This is a genomic window from Pedobacter sp. WC2501, from assembly GCF_052682415.1.
Genome location: NZ_JBQZFI010000001.1, coordinates 4,888,748 through 4,909,371 on the forward strand (window position 1 = coordinate 4,888,748; position 20,624 = coordinate 4,909,371).

A 20,624-nucleotide genomic window follows, 5' to 3' on the forward strand; every position below is an offset into this window, starting at 1 on the left:
TTCTACATACCGGGGGAGCCTCTGGCTTAAGAGATGAAACTTTGCCTTAAAATAAATAATATGACTAAATTAGTAACATTAGCAGAATTAGACAAAGATGTCTTGACTGAAAAAATTAATGATTTTGAATTGAAATATGATCTGGAACTTCCTATCAGCTTCAAGCAACTCATACTGGATTATAATGTCTGTAAGCCCGTTAAAACATTTTATAAAAAGAATGACCTTGAATTTAATTTAAATTATTTTTTTGAAATTTCAGAAGATGAATACCAAAGTTTATCAGCGAATTACGAGACCTACGTAAATAGAATGCCTGATGAAATTTTTCCTGTAGGAAGTGTAGCTGGCGGCGATTTATTGTGCATGAACAAGACGTCTGAAGAGCTTTATTATTGGTTTCATGAAACTGATGATTGGGGACTTGATGGAGTTGATAAATGGCCGAGCAAGGTTGCTGAAAGTATAGAAGAATTTACAAACCAATTAATTTTACCTGAACTTCCTTCTCAACAAGAGATTGAAATAGCAAAGAAGAGTAGTAGAGTGAAGATTACACCAATTTCAGTAAAAATTAAAAATGAGCAGAGAGAGAAACAAGGCTTACCCCCTCTTTCTTTTGAAGAGTGGGAAGTATTATTAAATGGATAGTAAATATTGGTATTAGCGTAGTAAGCTTTTTGTCTAATCAATACACCTTAAATTCTGTTTCTCGCGCTGGAATGTAGAAATACCTGTTTAAGAATATCGCCCTTGTGCCCTGGCCATCATTCACTTTTGCCCACAGTGCCGTATTTCCGCGTAGCTGGTTATCATTTGTATCCAGCATCAGTGCCGCTAGTTTTCCGCCAGCAAAATATGACAGTTTGTATTTTTTTAGAGGCTGCATTTCAAAAGACGAATTTTTATAGACCTCTTTAAAAAGGGTATTGATATTTTTACTGACGTTTTCCCTACTTTCATAGGTAGAGACATACATGTCTTTCAACGAGTTATATTCAAGCTTTGCAATATTATCCTGATCACCGTTGCCGTAGATTGATGAAATCTCTTTATATTTTTTAAGGAGTTTTGCCTCAAGTACCTTTTCATCCATTTTTCTTAAATCCTGTGCATTTTCAAATGGAGATTGTGTTTGATAAGGAACGGTAACATTAATATCTACGCTACCTTCGTAAAATGTTTTTCCTGCTCCTATAAAATTTTGTTTTACATATCCTTTTGTTACTTCATTTTTTGTGGTAGGCAAGCTGTATTCCATTAGTATTTTGTCCGATGCCTCATCATTCTTCAGATCATATGAACCCAATTTTAAATTAAGGCTAGTTTCATCTGTTAATGTAGGGTAGTTTTGTTTATATTTATTTTGATTTCCAAAAGGATATAACTTATATTTTAGAGTATGTTTTCCACTTTTAAAAATCACTTTATTGATATCAAAACCTTCAGGTGCCATATTATCAAAATTTTTAAAAACAGGAATATCATCTATAAATATTTCATAATAACAATAGTTTCCTTCATGTGATATTACATACATTGGCTCTATTGGATAGTGTTTTACCTGCTTCAAAATTTCGTCTGATATATTTTCCGCGGTAATGCTTGAGTTTTGATTACCCTGGGTTTGACCGTCAGTACACCCGGTAAGATTTCCAATGACCAGCAATGCTACAATGATGATTTTCATAAATTTTTATTCATTTACTTGTTGTGTTCTATACTTTAATTATTGCTGTTTAGCTGATCCTAGCCAAGTCAGGTTATTGTTATGGGAAAAAGTAATGTCCTTTTGCCACGTTGCCTCTCCACGGCATGAGGACATATGCCTACGAAAACGATAATGCCAGCACGAATACGGAGGGCAACTTTTCCAGCATCTTTTTAGTTTTACATTTTTTTCGGCATTTATTGTGCCATTAATATTAAACGTATTGTGGTAATTAACCAATTAAAAAATCCTGTTATTGCATCAGGGATTGCAGCGGCATCCTCGTGCAAAGGAGATACAGCGGAAAGCCGGGCCTTATGGGATGCCATAGGTGAAATGCTATTTAATGTGAGACATTAATGTACCTCTTCAAGAGATTTAGATAATATGGGTAATGATGTTGCAATGTACCTGATATCACTGAAAATTTATCCATTTGGACAGGAATCGCGGAAGAAGAACTAAAAATGTGAGCGCTTGTTTTTAAAGAATTTCACTGCTTTCTACAGGAGTGTTCGATTTTACTATATTCCCCATATCGTCATAATAGTTATATCGCTCAAATTGACAATCTTTTAATTCATAATTTTCTCCATTACTGATTACAAAATATTCCCCGTTTTTTATTTCTGCACTTTCCACACTGAGCAAAGCTGCTCCTTTTTCAATCTGCTGTCTCCATCCACTTATATCTTTTGAATATGATAATCCATAAAATCGTTTTTCATCAGGGGTAATGATGATAAAATTTTCATTTATAACACCTCCGCTTTTAGGAATCAATGGCTTATTAGCATCTGTTATTGCACTGACAAAATTATCTTTATTAATTCCTCCCATATTGCTTTTAATGTGAATATATCTATATTCTCTAAATTCAAATCCTTCTTTTCCAGGAAGATACATTTTCTCTACTTTCATAATTTAAGGTATAATTTCAAATTTTAAATTAGTGATGCCATTTTGACTAAAAACTTGTGAATAATGGCCAGCTAAATCCTGGCTATTTAAAAGATATATTACTTCGTCAGATGCATTAGATCTTTTTTTGCCTGACTAAGCATTTTGTTTTGCTCTGTAATTGCCCAAGGATGTGTATCAAGAGGATTTCTCAAAGTTTCGTTCCAATCTTCCACAGATTTTGCTTCAATAGCTACGGTTTACCATTTATATTAACAACATTATCGGTAACACCGTTGACCAATTGCCCATCTCCTACCGCAGAGTATTCTAATATAAAACTTTTCTATCACAAAAAGGTTTATTGTATACGCCCGGGACTTAAGTCTAGGTGATCACTACCACGTTCCAAATAACGGTTACATCATTAATCAAACTCCACCCATTTCGTCTCGAAATAAACCGTCGCAGGTTTCTTTCTGTTACCATTGATGTGGGCTTCGATAAACGATCCCTGCCCCCCTGGGAAAATCAATTTCAAAGCTGGATATAAAATGAGTGCCTGTTGCAACTAAAAAGAACGACATGTAAGAAGTTTAAAAAGAAATCATTTTAATATCTTTAAAGCATGAAAAATGTATCAATCCGTCCAGAAATTTCAAAAGCATCAAGATTATTGTGATATGAACAAAAAATTCGTCGATCAGGTTGAATCAACTGCAAGGCTTCACTTTAAGTTATTTGATGCTGAAAGGAAACTGGAAGAAATGATTGGTCAAGTTAAATCTTTTGATGTTTCAGATGACGTGAGGCAAAAACTATTTAATTGGATAAATGAAACGAGGCCTAATTTGATGAAGGCAATAACTTTAAAGGAAATACAGCAATAACCCCAGTTAATTCAATGAAAGAAGGTCGACCGTCCGTGGAGGCAAATGCATGAATGAAAGGTAGTGCACTAGGGATATTTTAGGCAACCGCAAATGCCGATCAAGCTGCTCATAACTGGGTGGCTTTTTTTATTTCCCTCCTAGCTATCCTATTATAGTGAAACTATATTTTCTATACATTCCAGATATTTATAATCATCGACTTTAAATATTTCTTTCCCTCCCAACATATATGCACTGATGAAACATTCTTTTGATTTTTCAGAATATCCCATCACAAAATAATTTCTTCCCAAAACATACCAAACATAAGTGTTTTCAAGTGCCGACTCACTTTGTAAAGCTTTATTGTAGTAGTAATCAGCGATACCAAAATCATTAGTTTTATGATAGGCATCTCCCAACGCAACAAAGACGTTGACACTGATTTGCCATTCTTCTTTTGGTTCGGGAATCTTTTCAAGTGCTAAATCATATAAAGTTATTGCTTGCTTAAAATCAGAGCTTTCAAATAAAACATCACCCTGATCAAGCTTGCTGATGATTTCCTGATAAATATGGTTAGGTATTTCTTCCATTACTTAGTGAATAAATTTATCTGGGTTTTTGTAGAAATCCAGATATTTAGGATCTTCATTTTCAAAATATCTTAATCCTGCATCTTTTGTGACATACTGCCACTTTTCATACGCGTCACCATAGTTTCCAATTTCAAAGAAGTAACGTGCTTCATTATGTTGTACCTCATACTCTGAAAGGTGCAAATGATTATTATTTTCAACCATTCTATTCAACCAAACCTTCGCTATCGTATAGTTTTTATTATCCATACAATGCTTAAAACACATTTTGCAAAAATTATACTCCTGGTTCCAGGAACTTCGAGGTTCAGGGAATTTTTGCCATGCCTCTTCTGACAATCTGTAAAAATCATCCAGATTTCCTGCCTTCAAACTATCTACAGCTTGCTTTCCTAAGCTAATAACATGCTGAAATAAATCTTGCTCTAATACCGCCATGATTTTCTTTTGTTTTGTACATTTATTTTGTTGCATCAGGTAAATCAGTAGCGGATTTCCTTAAAATTGACCCTTGCTTCTATTTGTGCTAAAATATTCAAATAGATAATTACTGTCAAGCATCCATTTTCGAGCCTCTTTTAACTCCGCACCTAAATAACGTCCTGTCTGATTCCAGTAAGCAGCATCATCATGTAAATCGGGTATATGTGATCAATGATATTCGACCATCACCTTACCACGCTTTATTTCTAACACGGGAACCACCAGTGCAGCGAATATAATTTTCCATTCTTTATAAAAATGTTTACGTGGCCGTCAGAAACATTGTCCTTATCCTCTCTTAACTGCATTACCTGTAGCACGCCTTCACCAGCTACATGCATAGCACCGATGTGTTCAGTCGCATTTGGAAACAACCTTTTAAGTTCAGCCAATGTGGTGTGCTTGTTGAGGGTTATGTTGTGAAAAACAATGAAATCGCCGTAGCTGAACTTTATCTCGTCGATAGCTACCTTGCCCCGGGAACACTCAAAGCGCGATCCATTTTTATATAAATATTGGGCTTCAGGATCAACTGAACCGTCGGCTTCCTGAAAAATGTTAGTGCAAGGTTCTTCATCGCTCAATAGTTTGGCACTGTCCGGCTCGCCCAGCACTGACCGGAATTCACTAAGAGAAAAAAAGCGTTTTAATCTGCCGTTAAAGCGGATCTCTTTTTGATCCAGCACTTCTATGGCAGTAGCCCTTATTGCTTTGTTTCCTGAAACCCTCAAAATCGGCGGTTTTGGGTTTTGGATAACCTGCTCCGGCCTACTTCCTTTTTGTGCTACCGCCTTAGAGGATTGTTTAGGATCGCCACTACAAGAAACGATCAGTAAACAGAGCATTCCACTTAACAGGTAAAGCAACCAATGGTTCCATGACCGCAGACTTGTCGGTTCGCAATTTTTAAAAGATTCGCAGGTAAAAGAGATAGTCTTAGGCATCCTACTGAACGGTTATAGTTATGCGAATATAAACGTTTCTATCGTAAAAATGTTTATTGTAGACACCGGGTGTACTTCAGCCCAGCTTAAAAACGCAGGTTGATCAATAACAGGCACATATGAACTAACCTGGTTCAGTTTTATGATCCGATTATAATCAATTCTGGTTAAAAATAACTTAATCATACGTATCGCAGCCTGGTTCATCACACCCAAGATGCTTTGAATAAAGGTTCCATCATTTATCAAACTCCACCCATTTCTTCTCGAAATAAACTGTCGCAGGTTTCTTCCCGTTCCCACTGATGTCCGCCTGGATAAAAGATCCATGCTCCCCTTTATATTTAATGACCAGTTCATCCCGCTGCGCAGAATCATAATAAGATCCGTAAGGACATTTAAAAGGATTGTCTTCAACATCTGAAGTGAAAACAGAAAACAACACCATCTTTCTGGCATTGGTATCAGGAGATTCGTACCCTATGATCCGATAGTCAGCGCGGATATTGCTGTACACATGAAAAATACTGTCATGTTTTGAAATCACAGCTCTTTGCATGGCTTCCTCGCTGATTTCAGGCGGAACATACGTCCTCCTTTTTGTAGTGTCGGGTAAATTTTCAACCTTTTGTAGGCTGGAATCTTTCCTGTTTTCAGCCTTATCGACTGGACAGACCTTCCGATTATTATGGCTGCCTGAATTACAGCCTGAAACGAATAACAAGCCTAAAATGACCATTGCATTGAAGCAAACGTTTCTTCGAAAATGAGTTGCATTTTTTTTGAGTTTATTCATTCGTTTTTCTATAATATCTATCAATTAAGCTGCTCCCACGCATCTCGATCTGTCGGTAATGTTTGATTTTATTTCATTCCCACAGATTTTTAAATTATCTTCCGAAAGTTTTTTCCGAAGGAAAACACGCCATAACAAACAAAGTATACATCCTTTAATTTCACTTGAACCCTTTTAAGGGAAATTACTTAAATCATATCAAGATATGAAAAAAATGCTTTTAATTTTAGCAGTTATTATAAGTTTGACGGCATGCTCTCAGGTCAAAGATGAGATGGCGCAGAACAAGAACATCAATGCAAACAATATAGTTGAAGAGATTACAAAACACATTAAACATTACCCTTCCGAAAAACAATATACTTTTACCTATAACAATCAAAGGTGCTATTTCGAAATCCTGGTCAATGATATGCCCTCATTCAAAGAATATGAAGAGGATCAAACCGGGTCTGCATTTCCAATAAATGATGCTATTTTTACAACTGGAAAACAAAAGATTAGCTTTAAAATCTATCCTGCTGGCTCAGAAGTGCTTCCAGAGAATACAGATCTGAAATTGACATTAAGTTCCTATGATCAAAAAGATAAGAATGCAGGTGATATAACCTATATGGAATACCGCATTCCAAAAAATGAAAAAAAGGTAACAGGGAATTATACTAAAAATACATTTTCGGCTGCAGGAAAGGCGTTTTATGAAGGTAGCTTTGATATTAATGTAGAAGTTCCGTATACCAGTCAACTTCCATTTGAAAAAGCACAGGATTTGCGTATAATGGATAAGAAAAAGCTGGAAGAAAAATTGGTGAATGAATATAATAAGGTCCGCGATATTTACCAGGGTAAAGACAAAGATAAAGTTGCCCGCCTTTTATTTGATAAATTAAAAAATCAGATGGTGGCAGAATATGCTTCACCTGAAAAAGTAAAAGCAGCCTGGAACGAGGCTGGGGAAATACTATTCAAAAGCGACTTCGAAATGCTACCTGTTGAAAAATATCAAATGCGTTTCTTTGCAGACGGAAGATTGGTTGCACTTTATACAGATGGTTCTGACCCGAAAACCAGAGGGGACAATGCGCTGATCTGTAATATGAAATCCGGCTTTGGAAAAGGACTGTTTGAACTAAAACATCTATTCTATATTCCGCAAGGCGAGACAGAGTTCAGGATCTATTAAAGTGGTATCGTTGGAACCTGACAAAAAATTTTGATACATTAGACTATGACAGTATCCGTCCTACCAAGTACATCTTGACTAGGTGATTTTCAGCATTTAGGTTTGCCTAAATGAATAACTTTAAAGAAAAGTGCAGCGCAAATGTGCGAACTTTTCATGAAATTAAATGGAGATGCAGAATTTATTTTGAAACACGCTTAATGGATTGATTCTTTAGAAAAAGAGAAAAAGGTCATCCCAAATTGATCCAAAGTATTCACGGTAATAATGAATAAAAAAACTAAAATAGCAATGGGGCTAATAACATTTCTAGAGGTAATCTTTCTTATAAGAACATGTGCCATTTATTCTTTTTATAACAACGATGAACTTTACGGAGACGGCGTCCCCGATACTAATAAATATGATAAAGAATTTATATCTACAATTCTGTTATCTCTACTAATAACGATTTTTATATGTTTGGTAATTGTTGTCGTTTTTAAGCAAAAAAAGGATACTTGAATATCGATGTGAGGATAAAATTATTTGTAGGTGGATAAATTTGCCGTTTATAGGTTACCAAACGGTGTAATTCGTATTAATAAATAGACCAACCTCAGTAAGCATGTATGACCGTTTAAAAAATCTCCTGTCGCCAATTTTCATCTTTTGCCTCGTGCTCTTGCTCCTCAATGACTTCGTGCTGAAAGCTACTTTTCATAATGTGCTTACCGGTAAACTGTCTGATTTCTGTGGACTGTTCATTTTTCCTGTTTTTTGGTCGGCACTCTTTCCCAAATTTAAATCCTGGATCTTTATCCTAAGCGGCATACTGTTCGTTTTCTGGAAAAGTGAATATGCTTCCGGACTGATTGAATTGGTGAATACCTTCTTTCCCCTCCAGAGGACTGTTGACCCTACCGATTTGCTGGCCTTACCGGTGTTGCTAGTGGGCTGGTTGCATGTCAAAGGTAGAAAACAGATAGTAATAAGTAACTCTCTATTGCCCCGGCTGGCCACTGCGTTTATCGCCATCGTTACCATTTTCTCCTTTTGCGCCACCAGCCAGAGGCCGTATCTCCAATCTTTTGACCATCCCCAGTATGTGCTTTTACGATCTGCTGTAACTCCGGACGTGAAGCTTTATGATGAATTTGAATTTTACCGGAAAGATTCGTTGCTCGTTGTTAAGGTCAACCATACGTACATCAGCCGGCCTGTTATGGACGACGATTATAACAAGAACCGTTCCCTGGAAGATCTTGATATCCATGCGCAGGGGCAGATAGACAGTACGAGCTTGATGCCACCAGGAAAAATCACTGCTCTGACCATAGAGACCCCACAGGGCAGCGATGCTTTAAGGTTTAAGGGCGGGCGGCTTGACGGCATGTTCACCAGGACAAAAAACGGTAGGATGATTATTGAAGGCTTCTATAAGATGGGTATTGAAGACTCCATCTGGACCTTTAAGGATAGCAGTAATACGGTGATTAAGCAGGCCATTGTGAATGGGGAGCGAACCAAAGTTGAGCAGTTCCGGGATTGTAAACTGGTTTCCTCAACTGGGATCAATACCCGGGCAGACAGCATCAGGAATATCTACATCAAGATCGGAATGCTGGTACTGTGCATGGTTGGCATTATCCTCTTGTTACGCCGGAATTACCGCAAGACCCCTCCTAACCAACTTGTGCTTAAAGCGGGCTGGAAATGGCTATTGTGCCTGATTTCCCCAATTTTTGTCTGGCTATCCTACCTGGGCTTAAACATATTGCTCATAGAGTACCGCCCTGATATCTTTGAGACGCTGGCGACTATTATTTTCATCTTTATGGCAACCTGCCCGCTGATGTTTGTTGCCGTCTTTCGGATCAAGCTGAGAAAGGAAGTCGACATTGTATGGTATTGCTTGTTGCTTGGGATTGCATGCAGTATATGGACAATAAGCGGTATCCTTATTGAGCTTGTTATTTAGCTTCACCTAGCTGTAAGTATTCCCTGAAATATCCCTTATGTTCTATACTTTATTTATTGATGTTTAGTTGATCTTAGCCAAATGAAGTTATCGTGGCGGGAGAAACTGTAAACATCCTTCCACCAGGTCGCCCCTCCGCGGCATGAGGACATTAAAAGCCTGTTCTTTTTATCCAGTACCACATCACAAAGGCCTGAACATTTTGCCTGGGGCGCATTGGGCTCAGCCAGTAGGTTAAAACGCTTCGATTTGGGATTGTAAAGATAGATACTGAAAGTCCTGTAGACGCCCATGCCCGCGTCCGGTATGGAAAATGCAACGTCATCAAAGCCATCGAAATTGTAATCGGCAATCGTGCCACGCCGCTGGGGATCGGGATGGTCAAATCCTGGAAGCTGGCTGGTCTTTGTGCTGCCGTCGCTATAGCTGAAGATCAGCAGGTTGTCGGATGTATGCCGGAAGGAGATCAGCACATCATGGAGAAGATATTTGTCAATTCTTGCCTCCTCTCCGGGCGCTATGATCTGCTCCAGCTGGAACTGCCTGCCGCCTTTACCTCTTTTATACCATACCCCTGACAATTTTCCAGCCTGCTGGGTAAGTCCGTAACTGCCGGTTGCCTTTCCTCCTATCACCTCATCCCATACATAGGTCACTTTTTTGGACTGCGCTGATTTTCCCGGGCTTTTCAGGGTTTTTAGCCGTAGCGCAATAAGGCCTTGCTGACCACGATATTGGACAAATGCCCCCTTGCCTTCAGTGCCAAAGTAAATGTCCAGGCTGAAAGGCTTCGTTCCATTTGTGGACTTAAGCGAAAAGGGCTGGGCCAATGCCTTGGAAAATAGTAATACCAGTACGAATACGGAGGGCAACTTCTTGAGCATCATTTTTTAGCTTTATATCTCTGTTTTGGCATTTATTGTGCCATTAATTTTAAACATATTGTGGTAATTACACAAATAGAAATCCGGAAATTATTTTGTTGTACGAATAAGAATTAGCGCTTTTTAACTCTTTTTTCATATAGTTCAAATATTCTATCAACCTCTTTGGCCACTGGATCATTTTCAAAAAGAGCATTTTTTAAGGTAAATTTTTTCAAGAACGAAAGTGCCTCAAATGAGACATTTAACGTTTGGGAACCGTCAATATAAAAGTCATCGTTTTCTTTAATTCCCGAAACAACCATCCAGTAGAAAGGCGGAACTTTTGTTTCCAACCGATAATTGTTTTCAAAATAGTCACCGAAAGTAAGTTTTAAGTTTCTGATACTGTAACCTGAAAATGTTGTAAGTTCCAAAACAGATTTGAGACGTTCCGTAACAATAAAAACAGGATAGATTTCCATCAGATCATCTCCTAACCAATCTTCCAGGTTGATATGCAAATCCGTAACAAGCGGTGGAACGCTGGATTGTTCAATATTAGTATCTTCTCCCATTCCTACAATGACTTCCGGTTCAATTTTAATATATTTCATAAATATTATTTTAATGATGAATTAAACTGAGATCCGTGACGGGTATCAATGACAGCAAAGTCTTGAATTTCTTGTTTTGTGGGAATCACCTTTACACTTTTTCGTAATCTGGCTGTTTAAAAGCTAAGTAACAGTTATTCACAATTTTATAATAGTTCTATAAAAACTCTTTCACTTTTATAATGTTTCCCGAAATTTCACTTTCTAAATTATCATTTTCAGACTTCTCTAATTCCTTGAAGGATTTAATAAAAAACAGTTCTTTTAGGTACGGGATAATTGATGCTATAATTAAATTTTCATCATTCTTATTTTCAGCTTCTTCAACTTTGTTTTTGTTTAATAACTGCCCCAAAAGTCTTCTCTGAAAAGCTTTCTTTTTTATTTTAATTAAGGATTCACCACGCTCATAGTCTAAGGTATCTAAAATTTTATCTTTTAACTTTTCATTATTAAAATTATCAATGAATAACTTTAACAAGATAATTCCTTCAACCCATGTCCACTTATTGTAATCTCCATCAAATTTCACCTGGGGTAAGATATCAAAAATTTGTTCCATCGAATTTAAATCTCCTATGAAATAATAGCTGTAAGCTGCCATCATTAGATTTTTTAAAGTTTCTGGGTCGTTTAAATCTGTCTTTTCAAAATTTCGAAATATGTCAATAAAAGGCTTTCTATTTTCAAATGTATGCCTAATCTTTTCAAAAGTATTTTCCATATTAATCTGTAATTATTATTTTAACAATTGTTCCATCGGGATATTTTCTTAATCCATTTCCAATAGCACTTCCTGCACCTCTGTTGTCTGATGGATTTATGTATCTTACACTTGCACCATTACCTCCCTCAGTAAACATGGCCATTGGCCATTCATCTCTGTCAAACCCTAATTTGTCGGCGAATTACTGGGCATTTTGTTAGCGGCCAAATGCGGCAGAATCGATAAAAATACATACGCATGATACTTCAAAAATTGGTTCCACATGATTTCAAATTTTATAGGATTAAAATAATTTTTACCATTGCAATCCCAATAAATATAAACCCAAAAATGTAGAATATAATTTCTTTTCGCCAATTAAAGACGGTAAACCACAAAGCGGTTTAACCATTTCGTTAATCTTTAAAAAAGAAGTTATGCTTATTTTACAAAACATTTCATATACACATCCCGACAAAATCTGTTATTTGATAACATCAACCTAACAGTAAATAAACACGATAAAATTGCGCTAATTGTAAAACGACTTTCTATAAATAAAATACTTTAATTTAACCCAACTAAAACGATAAAAATATTTGGTTTTGACCTAACAGTTACACTTTAAACAATATACAACATGAATTATTTATCTATTGAACCTTTTATTCCTTCGGGACATGACTTTGCCAAGTCAAAACAGCTATTTCAAGAACTTGGTTTTAAAATAGAATGGGACGGTGAGGACCTTGTTGGCTTTCAGAACGGCAACTGTAAATTTATACTACAGAAGTACGACAATAAAGCGTTTGCCGAAAACCTGATGTTGTCAGTTAAGGTAGCTGACATAAATGAATTTTGGAAAGATGTAAGCAAAAAGAACCTTTCAGAAAGATTTGGTATCCAACCAATTGGACAGCCCATAGAGCAACCTTATGGCAAAGAAGTGAATATTATTGACATAGCAGGCGTTTGCTGGCATTTCATTGAGGAACCGGCCTGACGAAAAACGAGTCGCCAACATTGCTTGGCAATACGGCGAGGCGACGGATAATGACGGGTTTGATGCAAATAGTTATGGATATTTATTATAAAGTATCCATAACTATTTAGGAGAGCCAATTTAGATAGTAATACAGTATGGAGATTATATTATTGATTATTCAGTAGAAGTTTACAATATGAAATGGTTATATAAAAAAGATCTAACAGATATCAATTCCATAAAAAAAGTGGAAGATGCTTTGGCATTAGGTTTCCATCAGATTATAAAGATATTGTGTTAGCATACAATGCAGCAACACCGTCTCCTAATGCAATTGACACCTCGCGACAAACAGGAAAAGCGTTTGGTGAGCTTCTAAATTTTAATTTAGGTGCAGAGGAAAACATCATCACCTTATATGAAGAGTTAAAAAGCAAAATTCCTGAAAAAGTATTTCCAATCACAATGGATCCGGCAGGGAATTTCTTATGTTATGATTTTAGGGATGATGAAGCGAATCCGAAAGTTGTGCGATGGGATCATGAACAAAAATTTGTTATTGAGAAAAAAGAATTGATCGCTGAGGATCACGAAAGAGAATCAGACTACTATCATTTAGATTTAGTGGCAGATAGTTTGACAGAGACGCTTGCAAAGCTACATGGTGAAGAAGTAGAAGAATCGAATAGCTGGAATAAATTTCAAGATAAAGAAAAATTAAAAGGATTTTCTGGTGAAGATTTAATCCAGGTAAACAGAATCAGGGCTTTGCAGGGACTTCCTCCAATTGAAAAATAAATATTAAATGCGATGCACTGGAAAAGAGGCAAAAACTTTAATAACCTAAAAAATGTATGAACATAATGCCGATTTTAGTATTAGAAACAATGCAGGTATCCGAACATAAAATTGAATATAAAGAAGATAGAGCTTGTAATTACTGTCTTATGAACATCCGGAAAATGAAAAATAAACGCAGGTAACATTATATAAGCGTAATGCGGGCTGATTGGCTAAAATTGAGTATTTTGGCTTCCAGTAAGTTAGTGACGGAAAGTAAATCGTTTCGAAATCCCGTACTACGCTTATACTTTGCCGTTAGTGGCAATGCTACAAAACGAAACAAATGGACGAAATAGCTCAAAAATTAGACAAATATTTATCAATATTAAGACCTGAATATTATCGGGAACTTAACGAACCTTTAGACGACTCTCAATTAGACAAATTGGAAGAATATTATAAAATTGAAATTCCAAAAGATTTACGAACACTATACAAGTGGAAAAACGGACAAAAACCGAATTGTTATGAAGCTTTTGTAAACAATTCTATGTTTATTCCTTTACATCAGGCACTTTACGACGCTTCTGAACTTACGACAATGATTGGGTTTGACTTCGAGATCGACAATTGGTGGAATGAAAACTGGATCCCGATTTTTCAGAACGGAGGTGGCGACAGTATTTGCTACGACCTACAAGGAATTTTTACTGAAAATAGAGGACAGTTAATAGAATTTTGGCACGCAGATAATGACAGAAATGTTATTGCACCGGCACTTGAGACTTTTTTTGAAAAAATAATCGGCTTTTATGAAACAATACAAAAAGAAGAATTTGACGAATATTTTAAAATTGGAGGAATTGACAATTATCCGAAAAAATTTATTGTAGAATAGGTACTATTGCCTAGCTGGCTTTCATATCTAAACCAATTTTTTCTAATCTTATAGTGATTATTTATTCTCAAATAGCTTCCACCATCGTGGGTCCTGATTGATAGCTTCGAATTCACGCTTCTGTTGGAGGGATATTTTATCAAGTTTGTTCTTTAAATCAAGAAGATTTAATAAATCTAAAGAAATCTCCATGTACTTCTGATTATCTTTTACTTTTCCGGCAATCATAGAAAAAAGGATAGCTGCTTCTAGGCTCTGTTGATCGCTCATTCCTTCTGCAAATGTTGAGGCTTCATATATTTGGCTCAGTCTTTACGATTCCATCAAGACCGGATGGTAAAAGCTGGGTGCACAGTTTGGAATGAAATCTGGTGTGCACTTTTAGCGAAATCCCCAGCTTTTGCTTTTACTCCTAATTTTTCTATTTCTTGAGCAAGAGCCTGTGCTTTTTGTTCTGAACGTACATAGGTAAAGATCACATTAGCTCCTTCAGCTGCAAGCTTTCTGACAATTCCTGAGTTTTATATGAATGATTGGGATTCAGAATTACCGGCCAGACCGAGTTACATTATCAAATGTCCATCTCCTATTCTGCTTGACTATCATTAAAGCAGTCGGCTCTAGTATTACAAATGTCGAACAAGGAGATACCCTAAGTGTACTTCCTGCCAATTCCAAAGCATTCCATAACAATTACCTATTTTTAAGGTTTCCCATATACTGGTTTTTGGGTATTTTTTAAATTCAGCTATAAAACCATCATGCTGTTTAGATCTTCGTTAAAGAATTTGCCTTATAATTGTTCATGTTAAATTTTATATGTTAAATAAAATGATCGAAGGTCAATCTAAGCTCCGAATGATATTGCTATGCTTTTTAATCCTCTTAACTTATCAGGCTTCTGCCCAAAATTTAGATACTTTGAAGCATAGTATCAGTAAAATTCTGGCATCAAAAAAAGCTGTTGTTGGCATATCTATTATCGGAAATGAAGGTAAAGACACGCTCTCTTTAAACGGTGACAGGCACTTTCCCTTACAGAGTGTATTCAAATTTCATATTGCTTTAGCTACGCTATCGAAAATAGATAAAAGGCAATTTTCCTTGAGTCAAAAAGTTCGTATCACAAAAAATGAGTTATTACCTGATCTTTGGAGCCCGTTAAGAGAAGAAAATCCAAATGGAGGCATGTTTCAAATCTCAACGTTAATACAATATGCTGTTTCTCAAAGCGATAATGTTGCATGTGATGCTTTATTAAGATTAATTGGCGGCCCCAAAGTGGTAGAAGAATACATGAAAAATAACAATATTAAAGATATAGCCATAAAATTAAATGAAGAGGATATACAAAAAAAGTGGGATTTAATGTTCGAAAACTGGACTACACCTAAGGCTGCTAGTGAAGTATTAAAGAAATTTTATAATAATAAAAATAAGCTGCTTTCTGAAAAAAGTTATGGCTTTATTTGGAAGACAATGAAAGAAACTCAAACGGGAGAAGAGAGAATAAGGGGGCTGCTTCCTAAAAACGCTATAGTTGCTCACAAAACGGGCTCATCTGGCACAAACAAAGAAGGTATAACAGAAGCAGTTAATGATATTGGAATCGTATTCTTACCCAACGGAAAATATTTTATTATCAGTACTTTTGTTAGTAGTTCCAAAGAAAGTAATGAAACTAATGAAAAAATAATTGCGGAGATAACCAAAGTTACTTATGATTATTATAAAGGATCCCTGTGATATTAAATTTAATTGACGAAAAGCAACATTACGTACGTTGGTACTACCTAATGGGCTAGTCTGAAAAAGAGTAAATGTAATTACTATCGAAAGGACAAATAAAATTAACCGATCTAATTACTGTTGATAAATCTTTGCGCTTACGGTTTCAATAATTTTCTTTTTAGCACGCAAAATTCCAGTTACGGTTTTGCGTGGAGTTTAAAAAAAATAATGTATAACCCTACTTTAAAGGGGGTTATAAAGCAAGATTGCTGACGGCAACCAGCATTAGAAAAACAAAAAACCGCCACCAAATTTCTTCGTTTGACGGTTTTTATAGTGGGCCAGCCTGGCTCAAGCCAGCGACCAAGAGATTCTGATTCTCCTACCATAAATAACTGATATATGCAATTACGAATTTTTCCGCTATCTGCTTGAGATAAATTTTTCATGCTTTTTACATCTTTTTTTGTCTTGAAGAACCCCCAAATATTTTCAAAGATCCCCAGCATAAAAACCTTGTTTAGCTCAACGATAATGAGTCTTCTAGCCTAACCGATCTATTATGAGGTAAAATGCGTGCAAGTCTCAATTTAATGAAATGCATCAATTGGTTCCTTCAGAAGTCATCGAAATTCTTTTAATAGTTCCATCAGGATTATATCTTAACCGGTCGATGCAAATAGAGCGGCTAAAGCTTCCTCCATTGGTTTGAATCGCCCCGTTATGATAGATAAAATACCATTGATCCTTAAATTTAACTATAGACTGGTGATTGGTATTGCTGTTTCCCGCTATTTCATTGATTATCCCTTTGTAGCTATATTGTCCATCGATCGAATCGCTTGTTGCATATGCTATCTTCTCGGGAAAACCCTTTGCGTAAGACAGGTAATATTTGCCATTATTTACATGAATCCAGGGAGCTTCTGTATATTCAAAGCCCTTCGTGTTTAGTTGCTTCACCTCACCATCTATTTCAATCATATTTTCTTTCAATTTAGCATAATAGCATTCGCTATTTCCCCAGAAAATCCAGGAATGTCCATCTTTGTCCGTAATAACTGTAGGATCGATGCAGGCCCATGCATGGGTGGATGAAAAACAATCTTTATTCATCAATAATGGTTTTCCCAAAGCATCCTTATATGGACCTTCAGGTCTGTCAGCGACCGCAACGCCTATACCCGACCAGTTCGTACTGATGTACCAATAATATTTACCACCTTTTTCTATCACCTGACCAGCGTAAGCATCCCCGCTTTTTGCCCAGCTAAAATCCGTGATTTTCAAGGGCACAGGGTATTCAGTCCAGTTCTTCAAATCTGTAGAGGAATACACCAGCCAATCTTTCATTTTGTATCCCGTTTGCCCGCCGGCATAATCATGTCCCGCAAAAAGCCATAGCGTATCACCCATAACTAAAGCCGAGGGATCGGCCGTGAATTCATGTTTGATAATGGGATTGCCCGAAGAGGTAAAATTATAGCGATCGCCGGGCTTAACCGGGCGCAACAGGTCTTCAGGAACCCCTCCCCAAACCGACTGTAAGGAACGTGCTTCATTCCGGGTAATACTAATCACACTGCCATGCCGGGGATTGAAGTTCTTGGTAAATTTCTCAGGCTTTGAGCTGAAATGAATAAGATCGGTGCTGCGCTGAAATTCGTAACGAAGATCAGCATACAGGTCATACATAAGAACATATTCTTTAGAATTATTCAGTTTGAATACACTAGATCCCTCAACGACAATCTTTTGTTCAGAATAGGCATCCAGATATTTAAAATCTTCTTTCCAAGGACCCCAGAGTGACCTGCTGGTCGCTTTCTGTATTCCATTGCTGATCTCCTTTCCCGAACTATCTTTTGTATTGCCTTTAAAGAACATATTATAGGTACCATCTTTATAGATGATATCTCCGTCTATAGCACCGTATTTTGAGCTAAACATTAATTTTGGCTCTTTTTCGAAACCGGAAAAATCCTTGTTGGCATAGGCGCCATAAAAATCTAATCTGTTATCATTGTTAAATCGAACAGTAAAATAGACCAGGTATTTTTTAACTTGAGGGTCATAGATGGTTTGAGGGGCCCAGACCCATTTAACACCACCAAACTTCGCTGGATAGCTTTTGGCCAGGTCGACTACGTTATGTTTCCAGTTGATCAAGTCTTTGGAATGCAGCATAACTATTCCCGGATTGCTTCCCCATCCATCTTTAAAAGTGTACATATCTGTTGCCGTGATATAATATGAATTTTGCTCTTCTCCACGCAGGATATGCGGATCGCGAATACCGCCGGTAGCTGATATTTTTTCGGAAGCAATAATTGGTTTGTTGCCATTCAGGGCAAACCAGTTAATCGCATCTGAACTTACTGCAAAACGTAGCTGCTCCTGAATATTTTTTTCCCCGGACCCTTCAAAATATGCAAAAAGATAACCATCAAAATCCGGTAGTGTTTTTTGCTGGCCGACACTTGTGTATGAATTAAGAACAAACAATATAAATGCAAAGAAAAAAGAATTCTTACTCATAATTAATTGATTAATAGTTTTTTATTAACAAATATTTTATTTAAATCTGTTGATTAATTGTATTGTTTAAAAGCCAAAGTTGTTCAGTTCGAACCTTAAATTTCATTTTTATCGCATTAATCACGTTGAATCTATCTGGTACGTTCAAATGTAAATAATAAACGTTATAATAACGATTATAAAATTTATTTATCTTTATCGATTTAAACGATCTTGGCTAAAATGAGATTTCGGCCCTTTTAGTATTAATCCTCCTGGAACAATCACACTGGCCGCCTGATTTTTTTCACCATGAAGATAGTTTGCTGAATGTAAATATTAACCGTAGGGGTTAGGTTCCCACCGTAAAATGAATGTCAACGGCATTTTGGTAGTGAAACTTAATTCAAATGCAGTTCTTTAAAAAAGTAGACCATAAGCTATACCATACGACATATATATAGATTATAACCTCAAATTCTACAATAAAACAAATAGATTCACCGGTTTATTATTCTATCTATTTTGTGTTTGCTATCAATGTGATTTTTTTAGGAAAAAAAATGTTAATATTGATTTATTTTTGTCGTCCCCGTACTGGAAATAAATACTTGCATGATACGTTTCAGAAATGCTACAGATGCTGATTTCGATTTAACCTTTCAAATAAAAAGAAAGTCAATCAAGCCATATATAGAGAAAATATGGGGTTGGGATGATGCAGTGCAGCTAGAATTCCACATTGAAGACTTCAAGTCTGAAAAAATTAAAATCATAATGGATGAAAGCGATGATGCTATCGGGCTTATTATTACTACAGAGAACAAAACTCATATTTACCTTAAAAGCCTTCTCTTATGCGACAACGTTCAAGGCAAAGGTATTGGTACCGAAATTTTACGTGACTTAATTAAGCAAGCAAAATCTAAGTCAAAACAAATCGAATTGCAGGTTTTCAAAGTAAACAAGCGAGCTAAAGCTTTGTACGAACGATTGGGATTCAGTACAACCGGCGAGACCGAGTTGCATTATCAAATGTCCACCTCCTATTTTAATTGAATATCATTGAAGCGGTAGGCTCTAATGTTCCAAATGTAGAACAAGGAGATGCCCTAATCGTAGTCCATGCGTATTCCAAAGCCATTAACAATTACGTATTTTAAAATTTCCCATATAATGGTTTTTAGGTATTTTTTAAATTTAGCTACCAAATCATCATTACAGTTTAGATCTTCATTAAAGAATTTGCCTTATAATTGTTCATGTTAAATTTTATATGTTAAATATAATGATCGAAGGCCAATCTAAGCTCCGCATTCTTCTCCATACGCTCCGTCCAATGCTGTAAATTTATCCTTAAAATGAATGAGGTCTTTCTTGGCTTGGGAACTCCCGGATATGGCAGCTATAAATAAGTGATCGGCCAGCTGAATGGTTTGTTCATTATTGCTATTGGGCATTTGCTTATAAATCGCTAACCTGGCGGCTATTTGCGGCGGTGTAAGTTTAGGAAGGCTGCGGTTAAGTACGTTATACTGCATTACCTTACCATTTGTAATAAAGACATGATCGATACGCCATGGAAAAAACTGAACCCTATTCCCTGACCCGTAGGCAGATTAATCAATTCCGTCACCAGCAGCGTATCCGCTTTTACCTGAATTTGACATAACTGATCAGACCCCAATGGCTAAATGGAATTTTAGTACCGCAAACAGCTAAAGACAATTCAGAAAAAAGCAGTTTGCCTTTAATCAACGTGGTATCTTTATATCCGCAAACTATGAATGTATGATGGTGCCCCACATCGAATGTGGCTGCAATACTTCCTTCAGGGCAGGAACAGTCAGGGCGTGTTTGCTGCACTGAGGCTACAGACAGGCTTAGCGTAAAAGCCATGAAAATATAAATGTTTCGTATATTTCTAACGAATCTGTAAAGCAAATATTATTCTATTTGATTCAATATATCTTGGATATGCTTTTATCAAAGTGAGTAATTTACAAAGACAGTTCAAACTCGCATGAAAATCTTGACAAAGATTTTGCGCACACTAATTCGCTCGTTAATACCATC

At 36.4% G+C, this 20,624-nt stretch carries 25 protein-coding genes; 9 read left to right on the top strand and 16 right to left on the bottom strand.

What is annotated here, in order from left to right; all coding sequences use genetic code 11:
* The first annotated feature begins 60 nt into the window (after positions 1-60).
* Positions 61-651: an SMI1/KNR4 family protein gene (locus ACUN24_RS20635; RefSeq protein ID WP_445564225.1), complete on the top strand. Its 591-nt coding sequence runs from the start codon at positions 61-63 to the stop codon at positions 649-651.
* Between the two features lie 37 nt (positions 652-688).
* On the opposite strand, the gene ACUN24_RS20640 is transcribed toward ACUN24_RS20635, so the two are convergent.
* Positions 689-1,690 carry a hypothetical protein gene (locus ACUN24_RS20640; protein ID WP_445564226.1) on the bottom strand — a complete coding sequence of 334 codons (1,002 nt, stop codon included), beginning with the start codon at positions 1,688-1,690 and terminating at the stop codon, positions 689-691.
* 504 nt (positions 1,691-2,194) lie between these two features.
* Complete coding sequence (locus tag ACUN24_RS20645) at positions 2,195-2,632, bottom strand: hypothetical protein (RefSeq protein ID WP_445564227.1); 438 nt, start codon at positions 2,630-2,632, stop codon at positions 2,195-2,197.
* A 662-nt stretch (positions 2,633-3,294) separates the two neighbouring features.
* Here ACUN24_RS20645 and ACUN24_RS20650 point away from each other — a divergent pair.
* Complete coding sequence (locus ACUN24_RS20650; RefSeq protein ID WP_445564228.1) at positions 3,295-3,501, top strand: hypothetical protein; 207 nt, start codon at positions 3,295-3,297, stop codon at positions 3,499-3,501.
* 152 nt (positions 3,502-3,653) lie between these two features.
* On the opposite strand, the gene ACUN24_RS20655 is transcribed toward ACUN24_RS20650, so the two are convergent.
* The 4 genes from ACUN24_RS20655 to ACUN24_RS20670 all read right to left on the bottom strand — a co-directional run bounded on the left by ACUN24_RS20655 (position 3,654) and on the right by ACUN24_RS20670 (position 6,305).
* Positions 3,654-4,079: a hypothetical protein gene (locus tag ACUN24_RS20655; RefSeq protein ID WP_445564229.1), complete on the bottom strand. Its 426-nt coding sequence runs from the start codon at positions 4,077-4,079 to the stop codon at positions 3,654-3,656.
* A 3-nt stretch (positions 4,080-4,082) separates the two neighbouring features.
* Entirely contained in the window at positions 4,083-4,556 is a 474-nt protein-coding gene (locus ACUN24_RS20660) for a hypothetical protein (protein ID WP_445564230.1), read from the bottom strand.
* 215 nt (positions 4,557-4,771) lie between these two features.
* The gene (locus ACUN24_RS20665) at positions 4,772-5,509 is read right to left on the bottom strand and encodes a hypothetical protein (RefSeq protein WP_445564231.1); all 738 of its coding nucleotides are present in this window, start codon (positions 5,507-5,509) and stop codon (positions 4,772-4,774) included.
* A gap of 238 nt (positions 5,510-5,747) precedes the next feature.
* Positions 5,748-6,305 carry a hypothetical protein gene (locus ACUN24_RS20670; RefSeq protein WP_445564232.1) on the bottom strand — a complete coding sequence of 186 codons (558 nt, stop codon included), beginning with the start codon at positions 6,303-6,305 and terminating at the stop codon, positions 5,748-5,750.
* Between the two features lie 205 nt (positions 6,306-6,510).
* Between ACUN24_RS20670 and ACUN24_RS20675 the strand changes: the two genes are divergently transcribed.
* Together ACUN24_RS20675 and ACUN24_RS20680 are read left to right on the top strand one after the other, a co-directional pair.
* The gene (locus ACUN24_RS20675) at positions 6,511-7,488 is read left to right on the top strand and encodes a hypothetical protein (RefSeq protein ID WP_445564233.1); all 978 of its coding nucleotides are present in this window, start codon (positions 6,511-6,513) and stop codon (positions 7,486-7,488) included.
* 607 nt (positions 7,489-8,095) lie between these two features.
* Complete coding sequence (locus ACUN24_RS20680; protein ID WP_445564234.1) at positions 8,096-9,448, top strand: hypothetical protein; 1,353 nt, start codon at positions 8,096-8,098, stop codon at positions 9,446-9,448.
* 53 nt (positions 9,449-9,501) lie between these two features.
* On the opposite strand, the gene ACUN24_RS20685 is transcribed toward ACUN24_RS20680, so the two are convergent.
* The 4 genes from ACUN24_RS20685 to ACUN24_RS20700 all read right to left on the bottom strand — a co-directional run bounded on the left by ACUN24_RS20685 (position 9,502) and on the right by ACUN24_RS20700 (position 11,797).
* Positions 9,502-10,335, bottom strand: coding sequence for an XAC2610-related protein (locus ACUN24_RS20685; RefSeq protein WP_445564235.1), 834 nt, complete (start codon positions 10,333-10,335; stop codon positions 9,502-9,504).
* Between the two features lie 110 nt (positions 10,336-10,445).
* On the bottom strand, positions 10,446-10,928 hold the full coding sequence (locus ACUN24_RS20690) for a hypothetical protein (RefSeq protein ID WP_445564236.1): 483 nt from the start codon (positions 10,926-10,928) through the stop codon (positions 10,446-10,448).
* Positions 10,929-11,085: 157 nt separating this feature from the next.
* Complete coding sequence (locus ACUN24_RS20695; protein ID WP_445564237.1) at positions 11,086-11,652, bottom strand: DUF6707 family protein; 567 nt, start codon at positions 11,650-11,652, stop codon at positions 11,086-11,088.
* Position 11,653: 1 nt separating this feature from the next.
* The gene (locus tag ACUN24_RS20700) at positions 11,654-11,797 is read right to left on the bottom strand and encodes a hypothetical protein (protein ID WP_445564238.1); all 144 of its coding nucleotides are present in this window, start codon (positions 11,795-11,797) and stop codon (positions 11,654-11,656) included.
* A gap of 477 nt (positions 11,798-12,274) precedes the next feature.
* On the opposite strand from ACUN24_RS20700, the gene ACUN24_RS20705 reads away from it, so the two are divergent.
* The 3 genes from ACUN24_RS20705 (at position 12,275) to ACUN24_RS20715 (ending at position 14,300) form a co-directional block, all read left to right on the top strand.
* Positions 12,275-12,637 carry a hypothetical protein gene (locus tag ACUN24_RS20705; RefSeq protein ID WP_445564239.1) on the top strand — a complete coding sequence of 121 codons (363 nt, stop codon included), beginning with the start codon at positions 12,275-12,277 and terminating at the stop codon, positions 12,635-12,637.
* Between the two features lie 246 nt (positions 12,638-12,883).
* Entirely contained in the window at positions 12,884-13,417 is a 534-nt protein-coding gene (locus tag ACUN24_RS20710; protein WP_445565150.1) for an SMI1/KNR4 family protein, read from the top strand.
* A 328-nt stretch (positions 13,418-13,745) separates the two neighbouring features.
* Positions 13,746-14,300 carry an SMI1/KNR4 family protein gene (locus tag ACUN24_RS20715; protein ID WP_445564240.1) on the top strand — a complete coding sequence of 185 codons (555 nt, stop codon included), beginning with the start codon at positions 13,746-13,748 and terminating at the stop codon, positions 14,298-14,300.
* A 57-nt stretch (positions 14,301-14,357) separates the two neighbouring features.
* On the opposite strand, the gene ACUN24_RS20720 is transcribed toward ACUN24_RS20715, so the two are convergent.
* Together ACUN24_RS20720 and ACUN24_RS20725 are read right to left on the bottom strand one after the other, a co-directional pair.
* The gene (locus ACUN24_RS20720) at positions 14,358-14,570 is read right to left on the bottom strand and encodes a hypothetical protein (protein ID WP_445564241.1); all 213 of its coding nucleotides are present in this window, start codon (positions 14,568-14,570) and stop codon (positions 14,358-14,360) included.
* Positions 14,571-14,623: 53 nt separating this feature from the next.
* Positions 14,624-14,812: a hypothetical protein gene (locus ACUN24_RS20725; protein ID WP_445565151.1), complete on the bottom strand. Its 189-nt coding sequence runs from the start codon at positions 14,810-14,812 to the stop codon at positions 14,624-14,626.
* Between the two features lie 319 nt (positions 14,813-15,131).
* On the opposite strand from ACUN24_RS20725, the gene bla reads away from it, so the two are divergent.
* Positions 15,132-16,046 carry a class A beta-lactamase, subclass A2 gene (bla, locus tag ACUN24_RS20730; protein ID WP_445564242.1) on the top strand — a complete coding sequence of 305 codons (915 nt, stop codon included), beginning with the start codon at positions 15,132-15,134 and terminating at the stop codon, positions 16,044-16,046.
* A 182-nt stretch (positions 16,047-16,228) separates the two neighbouring features.
* On the opposite strand, the gene ACUN24_RS20735 is transcribed toward bla, so the two are convergent.
* Entirely contained in the window at positions 16,229-16,540 is a 312-nt protein-coding gene (locus tag ACUN24_RS20735; protein ID WP_445564243.1) for a hypothetical protein, read from the bottom strand.
* A gap of 94 nt (positions 16,541-16,634) precedes the next feature.
* Positions 16,635-18,569, bottom strand: a complete 1,935-nt coding sequence (locus tag ACUN24_RS20740; protein WP_445564244.1) for a family 43 glycosylhydrolase — start codon at positions 18,567-18,569, stop codon at positions 16,635-16,637.
* A gap of 594 nt (positions 18,570-19,163) precedes the next feature.
* Between ACUN24_RS20740 and ACUN24_RS20745 the strand changes: the two genes are divergently transcribed.
* Positions 19,164-19,607 (top strand): GNAT family N-acetyltransferase, encoded by a 444-nt coding sequence (locus tag ACUN24_RS20745; protein ID WP_445564245.1) that lies wholly within the window; start codon positions 19,164-19,166, stop codon positions 19,605-19,607.
* Positions 19,608-19,852: 245 nt separating this feature from the next.
* On the opposite strand, the gene ACUN24_RS20750 is transcribed toward ACUN24_RS20745, so the two are convergent.
* Together ACUN24_RS20750 and ACUN24_RS20755 are read right to left on the bottom strand one after the other, a co-directional pair.
* Entirely contained in the window at positions 19,853-20,089 is a 237-nt protein-coding gene (locus tag ACUN24_RS20750; RefSeq protein WP_445564246.1) for a hypothetical protein, read from the bottom strand.
* Positions 20,090-20,201: 112 nt separating this feature from the next.
* Positions 20,202-20,447 (bottom strand): hypothetical protein, encoded by a 246-nt coding sequence (locus ACUN24_RS20755; protein WP_445564247.1) that lies wholly within the window; start codon positions 20,445-20,447, stop codon positions 20,202-20,204.
* Positions 20,448-20,624: the final 177 nt, after the last annotated feature.

What these genes read in the sequence shown, in the direction of transcription:
- ACUN24_RS20635 (WP_445564225.1), top strand. Translation starts at nt 61, where the DNA reads ATGACTAAATTAGTAACATTAGCAGAATTAGACAAAGATGTCTTGACT.
- ACUN24_RS20640 (WP_445564226.1), bottom strand. Translation starts at nt 1,690, where the DNA reads ATGAAAATCATCATTGTAGCATTGCTGGTCATTGGAAATCTTACCGGG.
- ACUN24_RS20645 (WP_445564227.1), bottom strand. Translation starts at nt 2,632, where the DNA reads ATGAAAGTAGAGAAAATGTATCTTCCTGGAAAAGAAGGATTTGAATTT.
- ACUN24_RS20650 (WP_445564228.1), top strand. Translation starts at nt 3,295, where the DNA reads ATGAACAAAAAATTCGTCGATCAGGTTGAATCAACTGCAAGGCTTCAC.
- ACUN24_RS20655 (WP_445564229.1), bottom strand. Translation starts at nt 4,079, where the DNA reads ATGGAAGAAATACCTAACCATATTTATCAGGAAATCATCAGCAAGCTT.
- ACUN24_RS20660 (WP_445564230.1), bottom strand. Translation starts at nt 4,556, where the DNA reads ATGCAACAAAATAAATGTACAAAACAAAAGAAAATCATGGCGGTATTA.
- ACUN24_RS20665 (WP_445564231.1), bottom strand. Translation starts at nt 5,509, where the DNA reads ATGCCTAAGACTATCTCTTTTACCTGCGAATCTTTTAAAAATTGCGAA.
- ACUN24_RS20670 (WP_445564232.1), bottom strand. Translation starts at nt 6,305, where the DNA reads ATGAATAAACTCAAAAAAAATGCAACTCATTTTCGAAGAAACGTTTGC.
- ACUN24_RS20675 (WP_445564233.1), top strand. Translation starts at nt 6,511, where the DNA reads ATGAAAAAAATGCTTTTAATTTTAGCAGTTATTATAAGTTTGACGGCA.
- ACUN24_RS20680 (WP_445564234.1), top strand. Translation starts at nt 8,096, where the DNA reads ATGTATGACCGTTTAAAAAATCTCCTGTCGCCAATTTTCATCTTTTGC.
- ACUN24_RS20685 (WP_445564235.1), bottom strand. Translation starts at nt 10,335, where the DNA reads ATGATGCTCAAGAAGTTGCCCTCCGTATTCGTACTGGTATTACTATTT.
- ACUN24_RS20690 (WP_445564236.1), bottom strand. Translation starts at nt 10,928, where the DNA reads ATGAAATATATTAAAATTGAACCGGAAGTCATTGTAGGAATGGGAGAA.
- ACUN24_RS20695 (WP_445564237.1), bottom strand. Translation starts at nt 11,652, where the DNA reads ATGGAAAATACTTTTGAAAAGATTAGGCATACATTTGAAAATAGAAAG.
- ACUN24_RS20700 (WP_445564238.1), bottom strand. Translation starts at nt 11,797, where the DNA reads ATGGCCATGTTTACTGAGGGAGGTAATGGTGCAAGTGTAAGATACATA.
- ACUN24_RS20705 (WP_445564239.1), top strand. Translation starts at nt 12,275, where the DNA reads ATGAATTATTTATCTATTGAACCTTTTATTCCTTCGGGACATGACTTT.
- ACUN24_RS20715 (WP_445564240.1), top strand. Translation starts at nt 13,746, where the DNA reads ATGGACGAAATAGCTCAAAAATTAGACAAATATTTATCAATATTAAGA.
- ACUN24_RS20720 (WP_445564241.1), bottom strand. Translation starts at nt 14,570, where the DNA reads ATGAGCGATCAACAGAGCCTAGAAGCAGCTATCCTTTTTTCTATGATT.
- bla (WP_445564242.1), top strand. Translation starts at nt 15,132, where the DNA reads ATGATCGAAGGTCAATCTAAGCTCCGAATGATATTGCTATGCTTTTTA.
- ACUN24_RS20735 (WP_445564243.1), bottom strand. Translation starts at nt 16,540, where the DNA reads ATGCTGGGGATCTTTGAAAATATTTGGGGGTTCTTCAAGACAAAAAAA.
- ACUN24_RS20740 (WP_445564244.1), bottom strand. Translation starts at nt 18,569, where the DNA reads ATGAGTAAGAATTCTTTTTTCTTTGCATTTATATTGTTTGTTCTTAAT.
- ACUN24_RS20745 (WP_445564245.1), top strand. Translation starts at nt 19,164, where the DNA reads ATGATACGTTTCAGAAATGCTACAGATGCTGATTTCGATTTAACCTTT.
- ACUN24_RS20750 (WP_445564246.1), bottom strand. Translation starts at nt 20,089, where the DNA reads ATGCAGTATAACGTACTTAACCGCAGCCTTCCTAAACTTACACCGCCG.
- ACUN24_RS20755 (WP_445564247.1), bottom strand. Translation starts at nt 20,447, where the DNA reads ATGGCTTTTACGCTAAGCCTGTCTGTAGCCTCAGTGCAGCAAACACGC.